This window comes from Pantoea sp. OVA07A, assembly GCF_019969975.1.
GTDB classification, from domain to species: Bacteria; Pseudomonadota; Gammaproteobacteria; order Enterobacterales; family Enterobacteriaceae; genus Pantoea; species Pantoea agglomerans.
Genome location: NZ_JAHXYM010000003.1, coordinates 334,355 through 355,535, shown reverse-complemented (window position 1 = coordinate 355,535; position 21,181 = coordinate 334,355). Strand labels below are relative to the sequence as shown.

The 21,181-nt window shown below is 49.3% G+C and carries 19 protein-coding genes and 1 pseudogene; 14 read left to right on the top strand and 6 right to left on the bottom strand.

Translation table 11 applies throughout. From position 1 onward, the window contains the following. Nucleotides 1-168: 168 nt before the first annotated feature. Nucleotides 169-1,086 carry a LysR family transcriptional regulator gene (locus tag LC417_RS12780; protein WP_033773426.1) on the top strand — a complete coding sequence of 306 codons (918 nt, stop codon included), beginning with the start codon at nucleotides 169-171 and terminating at the stop codon, nucleotides 1,084-1,086. Nucleotides 1,087-1,287: 201 nt separating this feature from the next. Here LC417_RS12780 and LC417_RS12775 read toward each other — a convergent pair whose 3' ends face one another. Then, entirely contained in the window at nucleotides 1,288-2,460 is a 1,173-nt protein-coding gene (locus tag LC417_RS12775) for an EAL domain-containing protein (protein ID WP_223565948.1), read from the bottom strand. 816 nt (nucleotides 2,461-3,276) lie between these two features. On the opposite strand from LC417_RS12775, the gene LC417_RS22485 reads away from it, so the two are divergent. The 5 genes from LC417_RS22485 (at nucleotide 3,277) to fetB (ending at nucleotide 8,957) form a co-directional block, all read left to right on the top strand. Beyond that, nucleotides 3,277-4,452, top strand: a complete 1,176-nt coding sequence (locus LC417_RS22485) for a PAS domain-containing protein (RefSeq protein WP_010670406.1) — start codon at nucleotides 3,277-3,279, stop codon at nucleotides 4,450-4,452. A gap of 495 nt (nucleotides 4,453-4,947) precedes the next feature. Continuing rightward, entirely contained in the window at nucleotides 4,948-6,306 is a 1,359-nt protein-coding gene (locus LC417_RS12760) for an esterase-like activity of phytase family protein (RefSeq protein WP_223565947.1), read from the top strand. A 430-nt stretch (nucleotides 6,307-6,736) separates the two neighbouring features. Next, nucleotides 6,737-7,225, top strand: a complete 489-nt coding sequence (locus tag LC417_RS12755) for a hypothetical protein (protein WP_167430088.1) — start codon at nucleotides 6,737-6,739, stop codon at nucleotides 7,223-7,225. Between the two features lie 297 nt (nucleotides 7,226-7,522). Then, complete coding sequence (fetA, locus tag LC417_RS12750; protein WP_223565946.1) at nucleotides 7,523-8,191, top strand: iron ABC transporter ATP-binding protein FetA; 669 nt, start codon at nucleotides 7,523-7,525, stop codon at nucleotides 8,189-8,191. Beyond that, nucleotides 8,178-8,957, top strand: coding sequence for an iron export ABC transporter permease subunit FetB (gene fetB, locus LC417_RS12745; protein WP_010247036.1), 780 nt, complete (start codon nucleotides 8,178-8,180; stop codon nucleotides 8,955-8,957). The genes fetA and fetB overlap by 14 nt, the downstream gene beginning before the upstream one ends. A 206-nt stretch (nucleotides 8,958-9,163) precedes the next feature. Here fetB and LC417_RS12740 read toward each other — a convergent pair whose 3' ends face one another. Next, the gene (locus tag LC417_RS12740) at nucleotides 9,164-9,565 is read right to left on the bottom strand and encodes a VOC family protein (protein ID WP_223565945.1); all 402 of its coding nucleotides are present in this window, start codon (nucleotides 9,563-9,565) and stop codon (nucleotides 9,164-9,166) included. Between the two features lie 201 nt (nucleotides 9,566-9,766). Between LC417_RS12740 and LC417_RS12735 the strand changes: the two are divergent. Further along, nucleotides 9,767-10,219 (top strand): annotated as a pseudogene (locus LC417_RS12735) (ABC transporter permease subunit); the annotation flags it as partial. Between the two features lie 152 nt (nucleotides 10,220-10,371). Here the strand turns inward: LC417_RS12735 and LC417_RS12730 are convergent. Beyond that, nucleotides 10,372-10,884 carry a hypothetical protein gene (locus LC417_RS12730; RefSeq protein WP_158149868.1) on the bottom strand — a complete coding sequence of 171 codons (513 nt, stop codon included), beginning with the start codon at nucleotides 10,882-10,884 and terminating at the stop codon, nucleotides 10,372-10,374. A gap of 320 nt (nucleotides 10,885-11,204) precedes the next feature. Between LC417_RS12730 and LC417_RS12725 the strand changes: the two genes are divergently transcribed. From LC417_RS12725 to LC417_RS12715, 3 genes are all read left to right on the top strand, one after another. Then, entirely contained in the window at nucleotides 11,205-11,516 is a 312-nt protein-coding gene (locus LC417_RS12725) for an antibiotic biosynthesis monooxygenase (RefSeq protein ID WP_154210132.1), read from the top strand. Between the two features lie 171 nt (nucleotides 11,517-11,687). After that, nucleotides 11,688-12,326 (top strand): TetR/AcrR family transcriptional regulator, encoded by a 639-nt coding sequence (locus LC417_RS12720; RefSeq protein WP_223565944.1) that lies wholly within the window; start codon nucleotides 11,688-11,690, stop codon nucleotides 12,324-12,326. Continuing rightward, complete coding sequence (locus tag LC417_RS12715) at nucleotides 12,323-12,505, top strand: hypothetical protein (protein ID WP_223565943.1); 183 nt, start codon at nucleotides 12,323-12,325, stop codon at nucleotides 12,503-12,505. The genes LC417_RS12720 and LC417_RS12715 overlap by 4 nt, the downstream gene beginning before the upstream one ends. Nucleotides 12,506-12,680: 175 nt before the next feature. On the opposite strand, the gene LC417_RS12710 is transcribed toward LC417_RS12715, so the two are convergent. Together LC417_RS12710 and LC417_RS12705 are read right to left on the bottom strand one after the other, a co-directional pair. Next, nucleotides 12,681-12,902: a hypothetical protein gene (locus LC417_RS12710; RefSeq protein WP_010247042.1), complete on the bottom strand. Its 222-nt coding sequence runs from the start codon at nucleotides 12,900-12,902 to the stop codon at nucleotides 12,681-12,683. A gap of 294 nt (nucleotides 12,903-13,196) precedes the next feature. Further along, the gene (locus LC417_RS12705) at nucleotides 13,197-15,371 is read right to left on the bottom strand and encodes a TonB-dependent siderophore receptor (protein ID WP_022624368.1); all 2,175 of its coding nucleotides are present in this window, start codon (nucleotides 15,369-15,371) and stop codon (nucleotides 13,197-13,199) included. 307 nt (nucleotides 15,372-15,678) lie between these two features. On the opposite strand from LC417_RS12705, the gene LC417_RS12700 reads away from it, so the two are divergent. Continuing rightward, the gene (locus tag LC417_RS12700) at nucleotides 15,679-16,785 is read left to right on the top strand and encodes a site-specific integrase (RefSeq protein ID WP_033773401.1); all 1,107 of its coding nucleotides are present in this window, start codon (nucleotides 15,679-15,681) and stop codon (nucleotides 16,783-16,785) included. An 18-nt stretch (nucleotides 16,786-16,803) separates the two neighbouring features. On the opposite strand, the gene pagP is transcribed toward LC417_RS12700, so the two are convergent. Beyond that, on the bottom strand, nucleotides 16,804-17,373 hold the full coding sequence (gene pagP / locus LC417_RS12695) for a lipid IV(A) palmitoyltransferase PagP (protein WP_033780278.1): 570 nt from the start codon (nucleotides 17,371-17,373) through the stop codon (nucleotides 16,804-16,806). Between the two features lie 444 nt (nucleotides 17,374-17,817). Here pagP and fhuE point away from each other — a divergent pair, with 444 nt between their 5' ends. The 3 genes from fhuE to LC417_RS12680 all read left to right on the top strand — a co-directional run bounded on the left by fhuE (nucleotide 17,818) and on the right by LC417_RS12680 (nucleotide 21,115). Beyond that, entirely contained in the window at nucleotides 17,818-20,040 is a 2,223-nt protein-coding gene (fhuE, locus tag LC417_RS12690) for a ferric-rhodotorulic acid/ferric-coprogen receptor FhuE (RefSeq protein WP_223565942.1), read from the top strand. A gap of 357 nt (nucleotides 20,041-20,397) precedes the next feature. Further along, nucleotides 20,398-20,715, top strand: a complete 318-nt coding sequence (locus LC417_RS12685; RefSeq protein ID WP_223565941.1) for a type II toxin-antitoxin system HigB family toxin — start codon at nucleotides 20,398-20,400, stop codon at nucleotides 20,713-20,715. Further along, nucleotides 20,705-21,115, top strand: coding sequence for a type II toxin-antitoxin system HigA family antitoxin (locus tag LC417_RS12680; protein WP_010247048.1), 411 nt, complete (start codon nucleotides 20,705-20,707; stop codon nucleotides 21,113-21,115). The genes LC417_RS12685 and LC417_RS12680 overlap by 11 nt, the downstream gene beginning before the upstream one ends. Nucleotides 21,116-21,181: the final 66 nt, after the last annotated feature.

Here is a 21,181-nt window from a genome sequence, read left to right as displayed (position 1 = left end):
GCCTTTCCGGGTATTTAGTTGTATTGATTGCTTATCTGACAGGCAAATCTTAAATGAACCTTTCCTACACAAAAAGAGACTTAATAGAGTAAGATTTACACTCCAGGAGTGTAAATCCGCTCGTGGTTTTTCGTTATACGTGGTTAAAGGTTGAAGAAGGTATGCGCAATGTTAAGGATTGAGGATGTCAGAATGTTTGTGCGAGCCACGCAACTGGAAAGCTTCTCCAGTGTAGCCAGAGAGGCCGGTTTACTACCTGCACAGGTCAGTGCGGCTATATCGAGACTGGAAAAAGAGCTCGGCGTCAGCCTTTTTGTGCGCACTACCCGAACGATAAGATTAACAAAGGAAGGAAACACGTATCTTCCCTATGCCAATGAAATGCTTGAGGTGATTAAGGCGGGTAGAGAAAGCCTTGATAGTCATTCAGGTGTTCTGAAGGGGCTAATAAAGATTTCGATGCCGTCCGATATCGGCAGAAGTACACTTCTACCGATAATTTCATCGTTTTGTAAAAAGCATACCGGTATTTCTGTACAGCTTATATTCACCGACGCTGTGAGTGATATACACCGGGACCCTGTTGATGTTGCTGTGCGCTACGGTATTCTTCCGGACAAGAGTTATGTCGCCTTGCCACTGGCTGATTACAACAGACGTATCCTGGTCGCATCCCCCGATTATCTTGAACGTCATGGAGAACCGCATTCGCTCGAGGAGGTCCCCAGCAGGGACTGCATTCTGTTTACCCTGAATGGTCATCCTTATGGGACATGGTCTTTTTATGATAAGGGTAAAAAACATTCCATATCAGTAAAAAGCCGTTTTGTCTGTAATGACTCCGAAACCACACGCAGGCTTGCTCTTGAGGGAGTGGGGATTGGGTACAAGTCCTGGCTGGACGTTCATGCAGACATTGATCGAAAAGCCCTCGTTCCGGTTCTTCCGCATTTTAAAGGAGAAAGTAATCCTCTGAGCTTTATCTGCCCACACCGTAGTCAGCTAAATCCGGCCACCAGGTCATTATATTCAGAATTCAAATCTCACTTCGACAAACTCGCGCGCCACTTTACTCTAACTGACTAAATTTTGTATTTGCCTTAAAATAACAGCAGTTTTATCTGTCTGGCTTTACCCGATACATAACTGAAAATCTATATGCGTAATGTCCGCTTCTGGCACCAGGCGGACTTATCCCCATCTTCAGCTAACAACCTGAAACTGAAGCCTGCACCGTTAAGGTTATTTTAGCGACAGGGAAGTATCATTTGATGTCGTAAACTGGCACTAAGGCTGAACAAGGTTGTTCTGACGGTCAATGTTAAAGCCAAACACACAAAACCCCAGTAAATCTTTTGCCTCATCCTCCACCCGCGTAATCATAACCAAATCGGTGCTACCGCCGGGCAGCTTTACCTCAAACGGAGGGTAAGGAAGACCTTTTGTCCTGAAATCCTGCAACCAAAGCAGCTTCTCAGCTTGAGACGGTATCACTTCAAAAATATGGCGATGGGTAATGTCCTGCATTGGCCAGCCAACCCGCGCTGCAAAGGTATCACTTGCGTCAACAATCATCAGTTCAGGGCTGAGAAAACAGATAGAGGTGTCAGGCGCAGCATACATCGATGAAATCTGATGCGCGCGCTGCTCAAGAGACATTCGTGCCACACGACTATGAAATTTGCGGCCAGAGCCAGCGGTGAGAAAATTATGTGTTTCTTCAGCCGGGATCGGCCTGCTGAATAAGTAGCCTTGTGCATAAGCGCAGCCGATACCCCGCAACATCTCAGCTTGTTCCTCTGTTTCAACACCCTCAGCAATGACGTCCATATCCAGGCTGCGGCCCAAACCGACTACGCTGGAGATAATTTTCCGGCTATCCTTTTTCTGAAGCATTGAACGAATAAAACTGCCATCAATCTTAATCGTGCTGGCGGGAAGCTGGATAAGCCAGGCAAGGCTTGAACAGCCGGTGCCAAAGTCATCCATAGCAATCATACAACCCATTTCAGACAATGCTTCGAGTTCTGCATGAGCCGTCTCTATATCATCGATCAATGCTGTCTCGGTGATTTCTATCCTGAGCCGTGAAAGGCTGAACTGATAACGTTCAGCCAGTTTTCTTAAAATTTCGGGAAGGTGCTTACCGTTCAGTTGTGAAGGAGAAACGTTTATAGACAGAAACTGGTGTTCTGGCCAGGTTCTCGCTGTCATGAATCCCTGAGCGGCCAGACTTGTCATCAGCTCATTGAGTAACCCATGATGTTCCATAGCCGGAATGAACTCAGCCGGAGATACGATAATCCCTTCGGGCAAAATACGCCGTGCCAGCAATTCAAAACCCACTACACGCTGATCCTCAAGTGAGACTATCGGCTGAAAAAAAGGTTTAAACTCGCCCGACTTAATTAGCTGCTGATAAGCTGCACGAGCATCAGCATCTTTCAATTTTTCATTCATTTAAATATCCTGAAACGTATTTCTGTAAGGCATTGATGACCTGAGCGGGAGTCGAATAGAAAACCTTTTTTAAAACCCTGTTTTGTTTGCGGCGGAAAATTAATCTTTTGCAAACGTCATTTTGCGGAGGCCTTAAATTGTCTATGGTTTTTAAGTGCGAGATACATAGCTATGATGTCAGTGAGCGGGGAAAGTTCATGAACATAAAATGCCATATTTATTTAACTCACGGGTCTGCATGAGGCTCATGGTATCTGGTATGGTAAGTCAGAAACAAAGTGAAACCAATCTCATAAAAATATCGCTTAAGTTAAATAATAAACCCTGTTAATACATCCAATAAGATCAGCAGCCAGTTTCTCTTATGAATTGCTGAAGTATACCTATGGATATCAATAAGTAATGTGCGGGTTTTCGCCTATCAGCAGAAGTGACATGCCACAGCTAAACCACTCATTTAATATCCGCGATAGCCAGCTAGTATCAATCCACAACCGCGTATCAAAACTAAGAGTAACATTTCAACGTAAATTTCGTTGGGAGTCAGAGCGTCGGATTTATAAGGCCTGAAATTTTCCAGATATCATAGACCAAAGATAATTTTGTGCCACAGGATTTCAAAAAAATAAATTTAGCCCGCTGGCGATGAGGCTCATCCATCACCTCAGCTCCGGTAGTTGTCGCTGGCGAGCTATCTATAGCATCTTGTTACAGTATTAATTCAAACGAGCGACCTTTAACTGAATATCCAGAAAGTTCTGCCGATAACCCTTTCAGGCATATTTTTATGCCTGTATATGCTCACCAGGAGAAATAATGCTGAATTTATTCCGGAAACAGTCCGCCAAAGAGCCGACAACGATGGATATCGCTGAGAAATTTATCGATGAAACGATGGATGTGGATCATAGTGATGCCACGCTGCTGAAATGTATTATGAACCTCAGCCAGAAAGGCTACTGGTATGTTGAGACGACCGATCTTAAAAGTGACGCGCCTGCATTTGTTTCACCTGAAGCACGCCAGCTTATGGGATTGCCTCTGCAGAAGGAGGTCGGGCTCTCTTCGCTGATCCAGATGATCCATGCGGATTTCCGGGAAGCGTTCAAAGGTTTGATAAGTCATACACTCAAACATAGCGGTGATGAAAAGCTGTTACGCTGTCTGATCAAAACTGGCGCAAATACCTTTCAGTGGTTTTGCATCCGTGCATCATACAGTCGTGAATTTACGCCGCCGCGCCTGGTTGCCGTTATAGAGAATACAGAAGAAGAAACGTCACAGTCCCGCAAGTTTGATATTGTCTCCACCCGTTTTGACCTTTCGCGCGAAATGCTTAATGACGGCCTCTGGGATCTGGATATTATTGGCGGAAATCCCCTGAATCCCGACAACGTATTCTGGTGGTCACCGCAGTTCAGGAAGCTGCTGGGTTTTGAAACCATTGAAGAGTTTCCTGATGTGATGGACAGCTGGGCATCACGCCTTCACCCGGATGACAAACAGAACGCACTCGATGCTTTCGTCAACCACCTGATGGACTTCAGTGGTAAAACCGGTTTTGATATTGAATATCGTCTTAAACTGCGAAGTGGTGAATACCGGTGGTTTCAGGCCCGCGGGCAGACTAAACGTGCACCTGATGGTACCCCTTTGCGTGCCGTCGGCGCGCTTATTGATATTCAGGGCCGTAAAGACCGTGGCCGACATGAGGAAAGCGAAGTCAGGCGAAACATTCAGACCGCCGAAACCGCAAAAGAAATTGCCGAACTCGTCTCTGAAAACGGGATTATTGCTGCGCAGATCAAACTCATTTCACTGAACGCCAGTATCGAAGCCGCGAGAGCAGGTGTACATGGCCGTGGGTTTTCTGTCATCGCCAGTGCTATCCGGGGATTAGCAGAAAGAACGGCAGATATCACCGGACACATTTCTCGTCTTCAGATGCGAATAAGTAATTCGGCTAGCGGCATAGAAAAATCGCCTGAATAATAAACATCACACATTGATGAACACTTACCACAGGTAAATACAGGGATGATCTGGTGAAGAGATACCACAGCCTATCTTTGATTTACTGTAACCAGAACATCAGTTCAGTTCGCAGTTTCACCCTATGAAAATTCTCCCGGAGTGGGTTCACATTTCATTATGCGAACTTGCTCTGGGAGTTACTCAGCACCTCAGAGCAAATATCTGGATAGTAAGTAGCCCGCAAGCTTTCTCATCTGTGGTTCACATCCGGAAGTGCATAATGATAGCAATAGGGTGATGAATAAAAATCATTTTTCTGCCAATGTCAGATCCTGGCACTGAGGAGACAGCGTTGTGCACAAGGCAACGTACACTCTACGTTCACCACCTCATCAACCGGCGCCCTAACGGCGGAAAAATCAATCTGTTAGCAGTCCGTTTTTACCGCAAATATCATTTTCCTGTCATTTATTGCCTTTACGCTGTCAGCTTTCCCTCATGGATTTTAATATTATGAAAATAAAAACGATTTCTTTGATTATCAGTTGTGTGCTCTCTTTTTCTGGTCTTGCGGCGCAACCTCAGGCTGAGCACTATATCGTCAGTTTTCCGGAAGGTGCGCGCGTCAGCTACAGCGGCGCGTTCGCCAGTGCGTTTCCGGATGGTTTGCCGGTGGGAATCGGCTCCGGTTTGCTTTTTACCGGTAAGCAGGGGGATGCGCTCACCTTCGCGACCGTCACCGATCGTGGGCCGAATGCCGACTCACCCGATGTGGGCAAACATGAGTCAAAAATTTTCGTCACGCCAGACTTCGCTCCGCTGCTGATGAATATTCGGGTGCAGAACGGCAAAGCAGAAGCCACGGATGCCCGACCGCTGCATGACGACAAGGGCAATATTAACGGATTGCCGCTACAGGATGATGTCATCGGCTCAACCAATGAAGTCGCGTTAAGCGACACACTGAAAGTGCTGAAGGGCGATAACCGTGGTCTGGATACGGAAGGCATTACGCCGGACGGGAAGGGCGGGTACTGGTTGTGCGACGAATATGGCCCGTTTCTGATTAACGTTGATCAGCACGGCAAGATTCTGGCGATTCACGGGCCGCAGGCCATGGCAGGGGAAAAATCCATTGCGGGCGGACTGCCTAATATTCTTAAGTGGCGTCAGCCTAATCGTGGTTTTGAAGGGCTTACCCGTATGCCGGACGGGCGCATCATCGCCGCGGTGCAGAGTACGCTGGATATCGACGGTAAAAGTAAAAAGCAGGCGCGCTTTACCCGGCTGGTGAGCTTCGATCCGGCGACCGGTAAAACCGCGATGTATGGATACCCTATCGACAGCGAGGCTTATAGTAAAAACAGCGACGCCAAAATTGGCGATATCGTGGCGCTCGATAATCAGCATATTCTCTTGATTGAACAAGGCAGCGATAAAAACGACGCGATGCGCAACCTTATCTATAAGGTGGATCTCAGTGCGGCTACCGATCTTGCCGCATTCGATAAGCCTGGTGAGTATCCGGAGTCGGACGACGAGAAAGCGCTGGCGCAGCGAGGCATTAAGCTCGCAGCTAAAACGCTGGTGGTCGATTTACGTCAACTCGGCTGGCAGCAGGAGAAGGCCGAAGGACTGGCGCTGATCGACAGTAAAACCCTGGCGGTCGCAAATGACAATGACTTCGGCGTGAAAACGGTCATGCAAAATCCGGTGGAAGGTAAGAAGCGCAAGGATTATCGGCTGAACGAAAAGGGGGAACTTACTGTAGAGGGTGAGCCGGTTGCAACGACGATCGGCGTGAAGCCGCTGAAGAAACCGGAGTCGGACAGCGAGTTGTGGATCGTAACGCTGCCGGAACCGCTGAAATAAACGTTCCCCTTGCCCTGGGCTGTCTGCGCTTAGTGCCTGATTTTCTGTAAAAGAGCAGGATTCAGCCCGGATTTGCCAGCGAAAGATCGGTCTGCGCCGTTTTGTTATAGCGGCCGGCAGCAGACCGATATTCGTTTAAGCAGTTAAACAGCTTTCCACCGCGTTGCGGCATTAAGCGTCACTGGCGAACTTTAAACGTCAGCCTGGCGTTTATTTTTTATTTTCAATGCGATAACCGCTTCCTTCTGCATCCGAGCGCTTTCGATATCGGGCAACCCGGTCAACTACGGCTCAAGTCGCCAGGTTACAGGGCGTGATTATAACATTGTGTAATAATGTGTTATCTGCCTCTTCAACAGATACTCACCACCGTGTAAGTTCTGGGGTCTTATACGCTTGTTGTCCCCATAATCCGCTGAGGAGAAAGAGAGTGAAAGCAACCGCAATGGCCGCTACAAGTCTGTTAATGCTGATGAGCAGTGTTCACGCTGAAGGTCTGACGACGTCGGCAGATGGTAAAAACCTCACCGTCAGCTTCGGCCAGCCCACCATCAAACAGGTGCTGCACTACCGAAAAATGTATGACAAAAAGCCGTTTCCGGATGCGGAGATTTATTATTACGACAACGGTACCTATAAAATCATTTCTCAGGGCGAAAACCACTACGGCGTTTACGTTATGCAGGGCAAGTTTGATGATGAAACTTTCACCGTGCGTTTTATCTCTCTGCCTTCTGCTGACTGGGGCAATAAAACCGCTTTTCATCAGTTAACCTTTGTCAGGGGGGACGGGCAGAACGTCTTTATTCAGAATGCCATTGTGGACACGGGTGAAGCCATTGCGCAGCAGAACGGCACCTATACTCAGGAAAAAAACACCGTAACCAACCCGGTTTCAACCAGCTGGGAAAACAAATAATTGTCGGGTGGCAGCGGGTCTGCCACTCTGATCCAAACCCGGTACCTGCCACGTTCCTCGCGCAGGATCGTATTAAGTTTTGGCTGGCGCACACCTTCACACATTTATTTTTTACTCAGAAAATGCATAGCCGCAATTAAATGCCTTATATTTCATAGTCTGATGTACATTTGCCGCGCCCACGACAGCAGTGCGATCGCGCTGCAACATGCAGTACCGGTAATCTGACTGTGAAGGGTAACTCCTGCTTTTTTTGATACTGACAACACTCAATTTGTCAGGTCCTGAGGCGTAAATATGGACAGAGTTTCACTCCTGCTGGATGTGCAGGACGTCGCTTTTTCAGTCGGGGATCGTCAGCTACTGAAACCGGTCTCCCTGCAGTTATATCAGGGTGATTGCGTCTTGCTGACCGGCCCATCCGGAAGCGGAAAAAGTACCTTCCTCAAAATCCTTGCTTCGCTGATTACCCCCACCTCCGGGCAACTTTTCTTCAGGAACAGTGATATCACCACGCTGAGAGCAGAGGCCTATCGCCAGCAGGTCTCGTACTGTTTTCAGACGCCGCAACTGTTTGGTCAGACGGTATATGACAACCTGGCGCTGCCATGGCAGATTCGCCGTCAGAAACCTCAGCGGGACAAACTTGTTGCTGCGCTGGAAAGCGTAAATCTCTCAGGGGATGTGCTGAATAAACCTGTTGAACAACTTTCAGGCGGAGAAAAACAGCGTGTCGGACTACTGCGCAATCTGCAGTTTATGCCTGAGGTGCTGTTGCTGGATGAAGTCACCAGCGCCCTTGATGAAGAGAAAAGACTATCAGTACTTTCACTGATTAACCGGATCGCAGCTGAAGAAAAGGTAGCCGTGGTGCGGATTAGCCATGACGTTAACGATATCCAGCAGGCTGAGCAGGTGCTTCGGCTTGAGCCGCCAGAAAAGGAGAATAAGCGTGAATCAGCATAATATCAGTGACACCTCGCTGTTACTGTCACTGACGCTGGTGGCTATAGCGCTGCTTATCAGCCAGAAAGAAAAGCTCGGCATGAGCAAAGATATTCTCTGGAGTGTATCCCGGGCGATAATTCAGCTGGTCATTGTCGGCTTTGTATTAAAGTCGATCTTCGATGTTAATAACAGCTGGCTCACGGTATTGATGGTGCTGTTTATCTGCGTTAATGCCGCGATCAACGCCCGTAAACGCGGACGAAATATTGATAACGCCTTTACGATATCGTTTGTCGCTATTTTTAGTGGCACCGTTATCACGCTAACGATTCTGGTGCTGAGCGGGGCGATAGCGTTTGTTCCGATGCAGGTCATCCCCATCACGGGCATGATCGCCGGTAATGCCATGGTCGCAGTAGGGCTCTGTTACAGCAACCTGAACCAGCGCTTCAGCGACAACCAGCAGAAAATTATGGAGATGCTGAGCCTTGGCGCATCGGTGAAGCTGGCATCGGGCCGCATCATTGCCGACAGCATTCGTACAGCTATGATGCCGACGGTGGACGCTGCCAAAACCGTCGGACTGGTCAGCCTGCCAGGGATGATGTCCGGACTGATTTTCGCCGGAATAGATCCGCTCAAGGCGATTAAGTATCAGATTATGGTTACGTTTATGCTGATAGGAACTGCCAGTCTGTCAACGATCATTGCTGTCTATTTATCCTATCGTCGTTTTTATAATGCCAGGGCGCAGCTAAAAATATCGGATAGATCGCTGGATTAGCGAAACTGATTGGCGGATCTGAAGGTTATAGCTGGTGAGGAAAGTAAGTCTGCTATCACACGGCGCTCTGTTGCTTGCGAGCGCTTAACTGACAGCAGAGTGCTCAGGGGATGCTGCAAAAAACTCCCCGCTGATCTGAAATATCCCTGCAGGGTTCGTGCTTTGATTGTTCATCTGAATGCCTGATACACAACTGGCTTTGGTGTTTAATTCTGCCTGTTCTGATAAAGGTCCCAGCGGTTGCCGTACAGATCTTCAAAAACCACCACGGTTCCGTACTCCTCTTCACGAGGCTCCTGGGAGAATGTAACGCCTTTCGATTTCATGGCTTTGTAGTCTCGCCAGAAGTCATCCGTCTGCAGAAAAAGGAATACTCTTCCGCCGCACTGATTGCCGATAAAACCTTCCTGTCTGTCATTTGAAGCGCGAGCCAGAAGAAGATTGCAGTCGCTTTCAGGGTCAGGTGTAACTACAACCCAGCGTTTACCTGGCTGCGGTGTATCCTCAACAAGGGTAAAACCCAGCTTTTCGGTGTAATACTCAATTGCCCGATCATAGTCATCAACCACGATGGCCACATATCCCATACATCGCTTCTGCGCTCTCATTTCTGCTCCGTCATGTTTCAGGCCTGGTCGCCTTGAAACATTGTTTTAACACCAACGAGTATCCCGGAGTTGGGTGAATTGATTCAGTCTTCACAGTATTAAGCCGTTGTAATAAAGATACATCAGCTGACTTCAGCCTAAAATTTTTATAAATCCATGGCGCGGGTATAAAAAAATGTTTGAGGGATTTACTCATACACACTCGATATTCTGCAATCCGTTCCGGTGCTAGGCTAAATCTCTTTTACCTTGACGTTCTTTATTGCGCTGTTTCCTGGACAGGTACTGGGCGTAGAGCTGGCGGCGATCTTCGCATTGTTCACCAGCCAGGCATGGAACATGACCTTTAGCTTCTATCAATCGTTACGCACCGTACCTGTGGATTTGGTGGAGGTTTCCCGCAGTTTCCATCTGACAGCATGGCAATGTTTCTGGAAACTGGACGTGCCTTTTGCCGTTCCGGGGCTGATCTGGAACATGATGATGTCAATGTCTGGTGGCTGGTTCTTTTTCGTGGCCTCCGAAGCGATCACCGTGGGCAATAACGCCTATACGCTGCCCGGCGTAGGCGGCTATCTGGCTCAGGCTATCCTGCATAAAGATATTCACGCCATAGGCTGGGTGTTGCTCACGATGGTGATTGTGATTCTGGCATAATTTTTTCTACAATGATCAGACTGAAATCTTCAGCCTGGAAGATGTCGAGTTCTGAATTTTAACAAAAGAATGACGGCTGTTGTATAAAGAAATCATGCTGTTTATGTGTGGGCCTGAAGGTACTCAGGCCCCGAGCTGCGTAATGACGTTTACTCTTTGATTCTAGCGTTAACAATGCTCATGCCTGCCGCATTGCTTCGTTTAGTCACGCGAACCGTTCCGCCGGCAAAATAATTGCCCACGGGTTCACAGACCTTTATCCGTCTTTGCAGGTCCGGGTCGTTAACCTCAACACCCGAACAGTCGTGACGCCCGCCGCCCGAAAACTCGCTATAAGCGGTATACTTGCTGAGGGTGCCCGGAAGAAGCCAGATAACCGTGGTCAGCAGCATATAGCTAAAAAAGGCCATCAGCAGAACGGACCCTGCGAAAAGTTTGATGTTATTCATTATGCCGTTGACAGCCTCACCTTTACCCCATTTTTTAATAATAAAAAAAAGAGCCAGTCCCAGCGGCAGGACGGCACACCATAATGCGTCGAGCACAGGTTGAGTCAGAAAGGTATTACGGTCAATTTCATTGCGCCACACAAAAAAAGTAAATAAGCAGCCAAGCACTCCGGTAATTAACAGCGCGAAACGGCGGGTTGAATAGGTATTCATTGGCAGTTCTCTCCCTGAGTCTTAAGTATTTGGCGCTGATAAGCGGCAGTTCCCTGAACCGGTTAGTTCTCATGGTAAACCAAACGTCAGACGAAATTATCGTATGTTCGAAGGTTATCACGTCGGTCTTTCTTAAGACAAAAAGCATGAGCTTTATGATGGTCAAAATGGGCGATTGTTTGTATGCCCGACGCTCTGTTTATGGTCAACTAGCCGGTAAGTAATTTATTAATATTCCATCTTACACCCCCAGAGAACGAATCCGTGTTCCTGCATTGTCATGTTATGGTTAAACTCTTCAACAACATGAGGATAGCAACATGATTGTCAGAACATGGCACGGATGCGTACCGGTCAGGCACGCCGAAGGTTTTGCAACTCACTTGCAGGAGACTGGTGTTGAACATTCAGAAGCGACACCAGGGAATCTGGGAGCCTATGTACGCAGAGAAACGCAGGGCGAATGGGAGCATTTCTTCCTTGCGACGTACTGGGAAGATTTAGAAGCCATCAAAGCCTTTGCAGGCGAACAGTATCAGATTGCCGTTACCTATCCGGACGATGAAGAATATGAGTTGCTATCAGATCCCTACGTTTTTCAGCATCAGGTCCAGACTGTAATCCCATTATAAGTATTTGCCTGCCGCCGCCAGAAGGCGGCCAATGACTCACCTGTGCCAGTCCACTGACTCAGCATTAAATTTTACCAGGCAAAAAGCATGACTTTTAACACAAGGTTTAGATAAAGCCTTTTAATTGTAGATTGATCGATCTACAATCAATCTTCAAAACAGGAGAACCTCATGAAAGCATCAGCAGGCAGACCCAGAGAATTCGATCCAGAGACGTTCCTCAACACCGCACTTGAATGCTTCTGGCAGAAGGGATATCAGGCAACATCTATGGCTGATCTTATGAAAGCATCAGGTCTTGCAAGTGCCAGCATCTATAAACTTTATCCCGATAAGCGTGCTATTTACCTGGCTGCTTTGCAGCGATATATGGATGAAGGCATTTCAAGGACAGTGAAACGAAATGCAGAAATGTCGCCAGAAGCTGCATTGCGAGAAACGCTCGAATTTGTGGCTCAGTTATCATCTGCTCCTGCCGGAGAGAAAGGGTGCTTTACTATTGCGGCAGCCAGTGAGCTTTTACCCGGAGACGAAGAGGTTAAAGGGAAAGTTTCCTTTAAATTTAACCATTTAATTAACGAGATAGAGAACATCTTAAAAAGAGGCCAGGATCAGCGGGTATTTCGCCAGGATGAAGATGCGCGAGTCATGGCTCAAAGCATTTTCATGATGCTGGAAGGTATGCGGATATATGGAAAACTCCAGCCAGCGATTGGAGATCTGAGAAAAAGTAATGACTTCATTGTCAGAACAATACTTTCAGATACCCATGACGTAACCGGCAATAGTGCGGTTAAGGCATCCGCATGATTGAAGTGGGCACCATTGTTCGGCGAAGAAAAAGAAGAAGAATAATGGTGGTAATTGAATATGAAGATGGCATGGCATTGTGCGGCTGGGTCGATAAAGGACGTTTTTTCAAAAGACGTTTTCCACTGTCTGAATTAAAAATATGCGTACCTTATTCAAATTTCTGGTCACTCATCTAAATCACTGCACCTTTAAACACATCGAGTTCAAATAAACATAATTACCATAACCGGCCGCCCTTAATGCGCCATACTTTAGCGATGCAACAGAGTCAGAATAGTTATCACTCAGCGATCACCGGACATTATCATTGCCCGGTAATCGGCTGATTTACATCGATGCTACAAACTCAGCTTATTTTTGAGACTGCTGATTTTGCTCAGCCTCTTTCTGTTTTTTCTTCGCCATATGATGACCGACTGCGCAGCCCGCTGCGGCACCGGCCACACCATGATGAGCAACATGACCTGCGACGCCGCCTACTGCGGCTCCCTTAAGACAGCCCTGGGCATTAGCCTGTAAATTCACCGACAAAAACAGTCCGGTAGCAATAACGATAACTGATAATTTTTTCATCACTTAATATCCTGATAGTTAGTTATAGTTGCAGGTTGAACCCGACAGAGCATAGCCGCACTCTGGGGTGTTTCGCTGGCCGGGATACAGGAATCACGACATTAGTTACCTGTCGTTACGCTTTCCAGACGGAATGTGAGTATTTAATGCCATACCCGTGAGCCAGATACTTCCCAGCTCGTTAAGCGGCAGCCAGAGATTAGCACTGAGAAGATAAATCGGGGGGAGTGTAAACAGGAGGTTTTTCGACGAAGACGAAAAAACAGCGCTTCCACCGGGAAGCGCTACTGCAGATCAGAAGGACATTGTCAGCCCGGCATAATAAGCGCGTCCCGGTTCGTTATAGGTTGATGCACCATCAGCTTCGCGATATAGCTGCTTATCCAGCAGGTTATTAATCCCGGCATTGGCACGCAGATTTTTGGTGATGTCATAATTAAAATTGACCCCAAATACTGAATAAGCGCCGACTTCGCGATTCGACATTGAATTGCTTTCTGTGCGGGATTCCGCATACTGGCGTGGTTTCTGACGGCCATACATCGTCCAGTTCAGATTAGTGGAGAAATCCTGCGTCACCTGCCAGTCCAGCATCGTATTGATCGTGTATTCAGGAATAATCGACAGCGGATTGCCGGTCTTTTTATCCTTCGACTCGATCATATAAGTTGCGTTAGTCCGCCACTCCAGCTCGTCACTGACCAGCGGGATAGTGAAATTGCCTTCCAGACCTTCCACTACCGCTTTGCCGCCGTTACTCCATTGCAGGATATTGTTACCATTAGAGGCGTAACCCAGCACCTCCGTCCCGGAGACGATTTTGTTTTTATAGTCATTGCGGAACCAGGTGATACCCGCAATATAGCCATCCTGACTGAACTCGATACCCAGCTCTTTATTTACGCTGACTTCAGGATCGAGATTTTCATTACCCAGCAGATAGCAACTGCCACGGGTAACGTTGATTGGACAGCCATTCCCCCGCGTCGCCAGTAAATAGCCTTCGCTGGACTGATAAAGGTTAGGGGCTTTAAACGCACGGGCGATACCCGCTTTCAGGGTAAAACTTTCTCCCAGAGCCTGAGAAATATTGAGCGACGGACTCCAGTTCGCACCAAAGGTGTCGTGATAATCAAAACGCAGACCGGGGATGACTTCAGTGCTATCGGTCGCAGCAATATTATCTTCAAAATAGAGTGAGCTCAGCGTTGCGCTGTTTTTACTGTTGCGGCTGCCCGCATCACCACTGACACCGTCGATGGATACGCCAGGCGCACTGGTGCCGTTCATTGAATTTGGATCGTTCAGCTCATCACGGTTCCACTCGGCTCCCAGCGTAACGGTCTGCTCACGCAGCAGTTCCAGCGGGAAGCTGACTTCACCTCCGGCCCGGTAACTTTCAAAGCGACTGGTTGAGAACGTGTTGCTGTTGATCCGGCCTTCACCCGCACCCGCCGTGCCTTCATTCAGGCGGGTGTTATTGGTTTTTTCATAGTTAAAGGTGAGCTTAGATTGTCCCCAGTCCCAGATGCCATTATGCGCAAGGCCCCAGGTCTGACGATACAGACGGTTGGTTTCTGAACCATCGAGAGATTCGATCAAGGCATTACCGGCACCGTTGCTGTACTGGGTATCACCGGTATAAATGTTGCCCTGACGGCTGTATCCGTAGCTGAAATCCAGCACCTGTAATGGCGTAATCTTCCACGACAGCACGCTATTGATGTCTTTATTGCGAACGCCTTCGCGACCGGCGGCGCCGGAGCCATTGTGCGACTGGTTAATGTCGAAAGCATCGCTGTCGGTTTTGTTGATGTTGCCATAGAGCCGCATGGTCAGAGCATCGCCCGCCAGCGGACCACTCAGGTTAAAGTTAGCGCGGCGGGTTGCGCCTTCTTTATCATCTTCCGGCTGGTTAGTGTAGAGCGACAGCGATCCGCTCCAGTCATTGGTCGGGCGTTTGGTAATGATATTAACTACGCCACCGGCCGCGCCGGAACCGTAACGGGCTGCCGCCGGTCCACGAATCACTTCAATCCGCTCAACCATTTCTGGTGGTACCCAGTTTGAGTCACCGCGGGAATCGCGCTCGCCACGCCAGCTATAACGAACCGAATTGCGCGAGGTGGTCGGCACACCATCAATCAGAATCAGCGTATTTTCCGGCCCCATGCCGCGAATATCGATCTGACGATTGTTACCGCGTACACCGTTGGCGCTATTGCCGGTAAGGTTAACGCCTGGCATTTTACGGATAATGTCGGAAAGGTCGTTGACCGGTGGGTTTTTCTCAATGTCCTGCGAGGTGATCACCGAAACGCCAGGCTGCTGTTTCAGCTCCTGTTCAGCAGTGACCAGCATCGTCTCATCATCAGCCAGCTTTTCTGTCTCTTCCTGATTAGCGCCGTTAGCAGAGGTACTCAATAAACCGGCCAGCAGTAGCGCAACAGGGCGCTTATGGACACGCATGGTTACATTCACTTAGAAAATCTCCCTGAAGTATTAAGGCATGTAAGCAAATGCGTATGATAATGATAATAGTTATCATTGTATATCGCGGTAAGCCACCTTTACATTCCATAACAATGGGCTATTTATTCGCCATAACCGTGACCAGAAGGGAGAAGTGACGTTAGTTTTACTTGTTGGTCATCACCCGAAAACTTCCTCAGATTTCATCAGAACGCGTCTTTGTGACTCCAGACTTATTAGGTCTGGAGTCATAGATAAACAATGGATAGAATGGCCCGCTCTGCAGTGACAAACAGGTATAAATGTGACCCCAGATCTGACACAGATCCCTGCGCGTTCAGCCCACGTAGGCCGCCATGTACTGATCTGGCTGGAGCAGGTTAAAAAGGCTTCACTCAGCGAGCTGGATAATTTTGGCGATGAAGGCTCGGTAGAGCAGGTGATGAAGGTCTGGGTAAAACTCTCGCTGCTGATCAGTCGGCGGCGTCCTGAGATCGCCATCTCCTCATTGCTGAAACATGTCCTGCCGAACATCGGTTCGCAGCCACTCAAAACGCTGAACCGCTTACGCCTTAACCGGCTCTATAACATTCTGATCGCCGACGGTAAAAAAGAGGAGGCGCGGCGGGTGTTCGCGCTGACCAAACAATTTCTCGCCTGGGCAGAGATGCAGGGCTATCTCGATCATTCACCCATCGCTTCAATGAAAAAGCGTGATGTCGCGGGTCGCGCTACGCCGCCGCGCAGTCGGCAACTTACCGATGCAGAAATCTGGGTGTTCTGGCACGGGCTGGATAACTGGGCACTCTCGGAACAGGCGCGCTGGGCGCTGCGTTTATGCCTGGTCAGCGCCCGGCGGCCGGATGAAATTGTGCAGGCGCAGAAAGCGGAGTTCGATCTGCAATTAGGATTGTGGATGCAGGGTACGCGCAATAAATCGCAGCGGGAGCATGTGCTGCCCATTTCACCGCTGATGCGTCAGTGCATCGAAGCACTGCTGCGCGCCGCCGATCCGGCCTCACCCTGGCTGGTGCCCGCGCCACGCGATCCGCAACAGCCGCTGTCAAAAGGCGCGCTGAATCAGGCACTTCGCCGGATGATCCGCGCTCCCCGTGGGCTGGGACTGGAGGCGTTTACCCCGCGCGATCTGCGCAGGACTGCACGTTCAAAACTCTCAGCGCTCGACACGCCTAATGACGTCGCCCGAAAAATCATGAACCATGCGCTGGAAGGAATCGATCGGGTCTATGACACCCATGACTATCTGAGCCAGATGCGCAGCGCCATGACTATCTTTTCGGACGCGGTTGAGCAGATTATTGAATGCGAAAGCTACCATCTGCTGCGTCATCGCTATGATGGCGAAACCCTCACGCTGGACGATCTCTCGCTCATGGCGATGTCACGCTAACGCTTATATCGGCAACTGTCAGAAGTGGTAGCGCAGCCAGGCAAAATAGACGTTACCGTTGTTATGGGTGCCGGGAATATAGGTCATCTGGAAATCGAGATCGCCATAGCCGACAGAGGCCAGCGGCAGTAGCGCAGGCACCGGAATATAATCCCAGTTGTGCCGTGCGGTAAAGCCCGCCGTGTAACCCGCACCCCAGTGAAAATTCTGGTCGGCCAGCGGACGCCAGGTTGCCACCCAGCCATAGCCACCAAAGGGTTCCCATTTATTAAAGGAGTCCTTAAACGCCATTAAGTAGATGCCGTTCCAGTTCCCTTTTTCATCGTAGCGGGAGATACCTCCGCCCGCGCCCCAGGGTCTTTCATTATATTTATTGATGTGTTCACGATCGTAAGTGGCACGGTTGTGCCAGGTAATCGCGGGCAGATAAAAGTCGTAACCTTCAGGCTGCTGCCAGGTTGTGGCGACTTTATCACTGAAATTATCCCAGCCCGCACTCACGCTCTCTACAAGTGTGGCGGAGTGGACTGAAAAAACACTGAAAACGGTGGTCGTTATCAGCGCTTTAAGAGTTGAAATTTTGCGCACGTACGAATTCCTGCAATATCTGGTGTTAAATAAGGTGATAAAAGATTTAAGGCAGATATTGTGGCATCAGGAGTAACAACTACAGTTCAATGAACGGCCATTACAGGATTTTATCTTTAACAAATAATGATGCAGCAGCCCTGTTGCTCTGACAAGTCAGCAGGCGTGCTGACCCTATAAACGCCTCCCTGTCTTTATCATCTTCCAGCCGTCTTTCACACGCAGACAATTCCCTGAAAAAATTCGTATTGTTTGCTAACAAAATCTTGCAATGATAATCGCAATGCGTATATTTCTCATTTGTTTTAGAAGTTCATCACACCCGCGCGCAGGCGCTCAGGGAAAGGTTTCTGGTTCCTCAAACCATAAGCAGGGCAGCGATGTCCGCAGGAAGCATGGTCGTGACAGTGGCAGCATAAAAACATAAAGATAATTGAGGAATTAATGAACGCTTTCGATCTTCAACACCCCAGGGCAACGGACACTTCTGCTCTGCAACGTCCATTCCGCTTCTCCTTGCTGGCTGTCATCGTCGCCTCGTCGCTGGCGCATAACGCTGCTCATGCCGCAGAGACCGGCGCACCCGCTGCCAGCGATAACCAGACTATGACGGTCAGCGCGTCAGCCGATGATGCCGTAGCCGCTTCGCCCGCCACTGATTACAGCGTACCGGTTACCCGTGCGGGCACTAAAATGCTGGGCACCGTACGTGATGTCCCGCAGTCAGTCAGCATCGTCAGTAAGCAGCGTATGGCCGATCAGCAACTCCAGTCGCTGAATGATGTGCTCGCAAATACCACCGGTATTCGCGGTATCAGTGGTGATATGGATCGCACCAACTACTATGCGCGCGGCTTTATGATCGACAACTACATGGTCGATGGTATTCCTACTGCCTTTGCCGTTCGCTGGAACCTGGGCGATGCGCAGACCGATATGGCAATGTATGAGCGCGTTGAAGTGGTGCGCGGAGCGACCGGTCTGTTAACCGGACCGGGCAATCCATCAGCTGCCATCAATATGGTGCGCAAACACGCCGACAGCAAAGAGTTCGGCGGCACTGTCTCCGCCAGTTACGGCAGCTGGAATAAGCAGCGTTACGTGGCCGATCTCTCGGCTCCGCTCAGTGACTCCGGCAATGTTCGTGGCCGGCTGATCGCGGGCTGGCAGGATAACAACAGCTTCATAGAGCGCTACGGCGCCAAAAAACAGTTTATCTATGGCGTGGTTGACGCTGACCTGACCGACTCTGCCACGCTTTCGGTCGGCTATGAATTCAGCCAGGTCAATACGGATTCCACTATGTGGGGTGGCGCACCGCGCTGGTACACAGACGGCACGCAGATACATACCCGACGCGGCTACAACACCGCACCTGACTGGGCCTACAACGATAAAGAGAACCGTAAAGTCTTTGTGAACCTGAAACAGGACTTCGACAACGGCTGGAACATCACACTGAACGGCGCGCACAACGAGATGCGCCTCGACAGTAAGCAGATCTATCTTGATGGCTATTTCGATCGTAACACCGGGGCGGGCGTCTCTTCCTATGCCAACTATCCGGTGGTAGGCGGGACTGGTTACAACACCGGTAAACGCAAAGTGGATGCCGTTGATGCCTTCGCCAGCGGTCCTTATGAACTGCTGGGTCGTCAGCATGAGCTGATGGTCGGCGTCAATTACACCCGCCAGGATAACAAGTACTTCAGTACCTTTGAGAATATCTCATCGGAGTCGCTGGGCAACTACAACGAGTTTAACGGTCAGTATCCGGAATCAGCCTGGACGCCGCGTCTGCCAGCCAGCGATACCCAACTGGTTCGCCAGAAATCGACTTATATGGCGACCCGTCTGTCGCTCGCCGATCCGCTGCACCTGATTATCGGTGCCCGTTACACTAACTGGAACCGTGAAACGCCTGGTGGTGAAATGGAAGAAAATAACACCACCCCTTACGGCGGATTGATTTATGACTTCGCTGAAAACTGGTCGGCTTACGCCAGCTATACCTCGGTGTTCCAGCCACAGGACTATCGCGACCGAAACAGCGATTACCTGTCGCCGATCATCGGTAAAAACTACGAGGCAGGCCTGAAATCTGACTGGATGGACAGTCGCTTCACCACCTCGATTTCGGTGTTCCGCACCGAGCTGGATAATGTCGGTGAAGCAACCACTCAGACGGTTCAGGGGTCAGGTGATGTCGCGTACATTGGCCGTAAAGGCGTGGTGAGTCGTGGCGTGGAGTTTGAAGTCAACGGCGCATTGACCGACAACTGGCAGATGACCCTGGGCGGCACGCGCTACATTGCGGAAAACCGCGATGGCAGCACCTTTAACCCGCAACTGCCGCAGACCAGCTTTAACCTGTTCAGCAGTTATCGCCTGCCGACATTGCAGCAGCTGACGCTGGGTGGCGGTGTGAACTGGCAGACACATATCTGGAATGACGTCGGTGGCCCGGAAGGCAATGGCACCTGGCGTGCCCGCCAGGGCAGCTATGCGCGGGTTGATCTCTTCGCCCGTTATCAGGTGAACAAAAATCTGTCGCTGCAGGGCAACCTCAATAACCTGTTCGACAAAGAGTATGACACCAACGTGGCCAGCTCCGTAGTCTACGGCGAACCGCGTAATTTCTCAGTGACTGCCAGCTACACCTTCTGATTTGTGTCGTTGTAAAGCCTGTGAAAAACGCCTCAGTTGAGGCGTTTTTTTATTTCAAATCAGAGTGCAATTATTTATATCACCTCAGTTGGCGAAACTTGTGGTGAATAAGTCTTCATTGCATAGGCAGTGTTGTTAGCAGACATCAGATCACAATATTGCTCTTACCTTTTGGTTATTACCAGAGATAACCGGTCACCCAAACCACGTGCCGATTATGCCTTAATCACCGTTTTACATTAGTTTTTGCCGTATTTTCTCTACTGAGTACGCAAATTTAACACGTTTCCATCTTGTCAACATGGCTGGATTGTGACAGGATGGTTTCCATAATGGAAACAGTCAGGAGCCAATGGAATGCATGTTATTTCACGTGTGCCGTTTGATGAGGCGGCCAGAAAATATCCTAATGCAGCGGCCGCACTTAATCTGCTTTATCGCCATCTCAGGCAAGGCGATTTCAGTGGTCCTGACGATCTTAAAGCGCTTTATGCAAGCCTTGATCGTATGAAATATCGTGCTAAATGGTGGGTCATCGACGTGAGTGGCAACCAGTTGCGCGTGATGTTCTTCGCGGATTTTGAGCGAAGTAAAATCTTTATTAAGCATATCTGCACGCACGCTGAGTACGACAAGCTTGTTAAAAATATCGGGAGGTTACCGAATGAATACTGAAGCTATCAGGCTGTCAAATGAGCTCGCTGAAGCGGTACCGCTGCTGGCTGGCAGCAGCCAGCGCGAGGATTATGAAGAAGCACTGAAACTGGTCGAATATCTGATTGAACATGAGCCGGATAATCCGCTGGTTGACCTGCTTTGCGCGCGCATTGCTCACTATGAAGATAAAGATCCGGAGCTGGCCGAATTTAATGCACGTCAAAATGAAATCAGCACAGGCCCCGGCATTCTGCGCGTGCTTATTGAGCAACACAATCTTAGCCTGAGCGACTTCGAAAATGAGATCGGTAAAAAATCGCTGGTTAGCCGAATCCTCAGCGGCGAACGTCAGTTGACTGTGTCGCATATCCGGGCATTATGCGCCCGGTTTGGCCTGTCGCCATCTCTGTTTTTCTGATTTAAGCGTGCTGCGATGGACTATTAAGATTCGATAAGTCTTTATATTTTATCGGTCCGTGCTCTG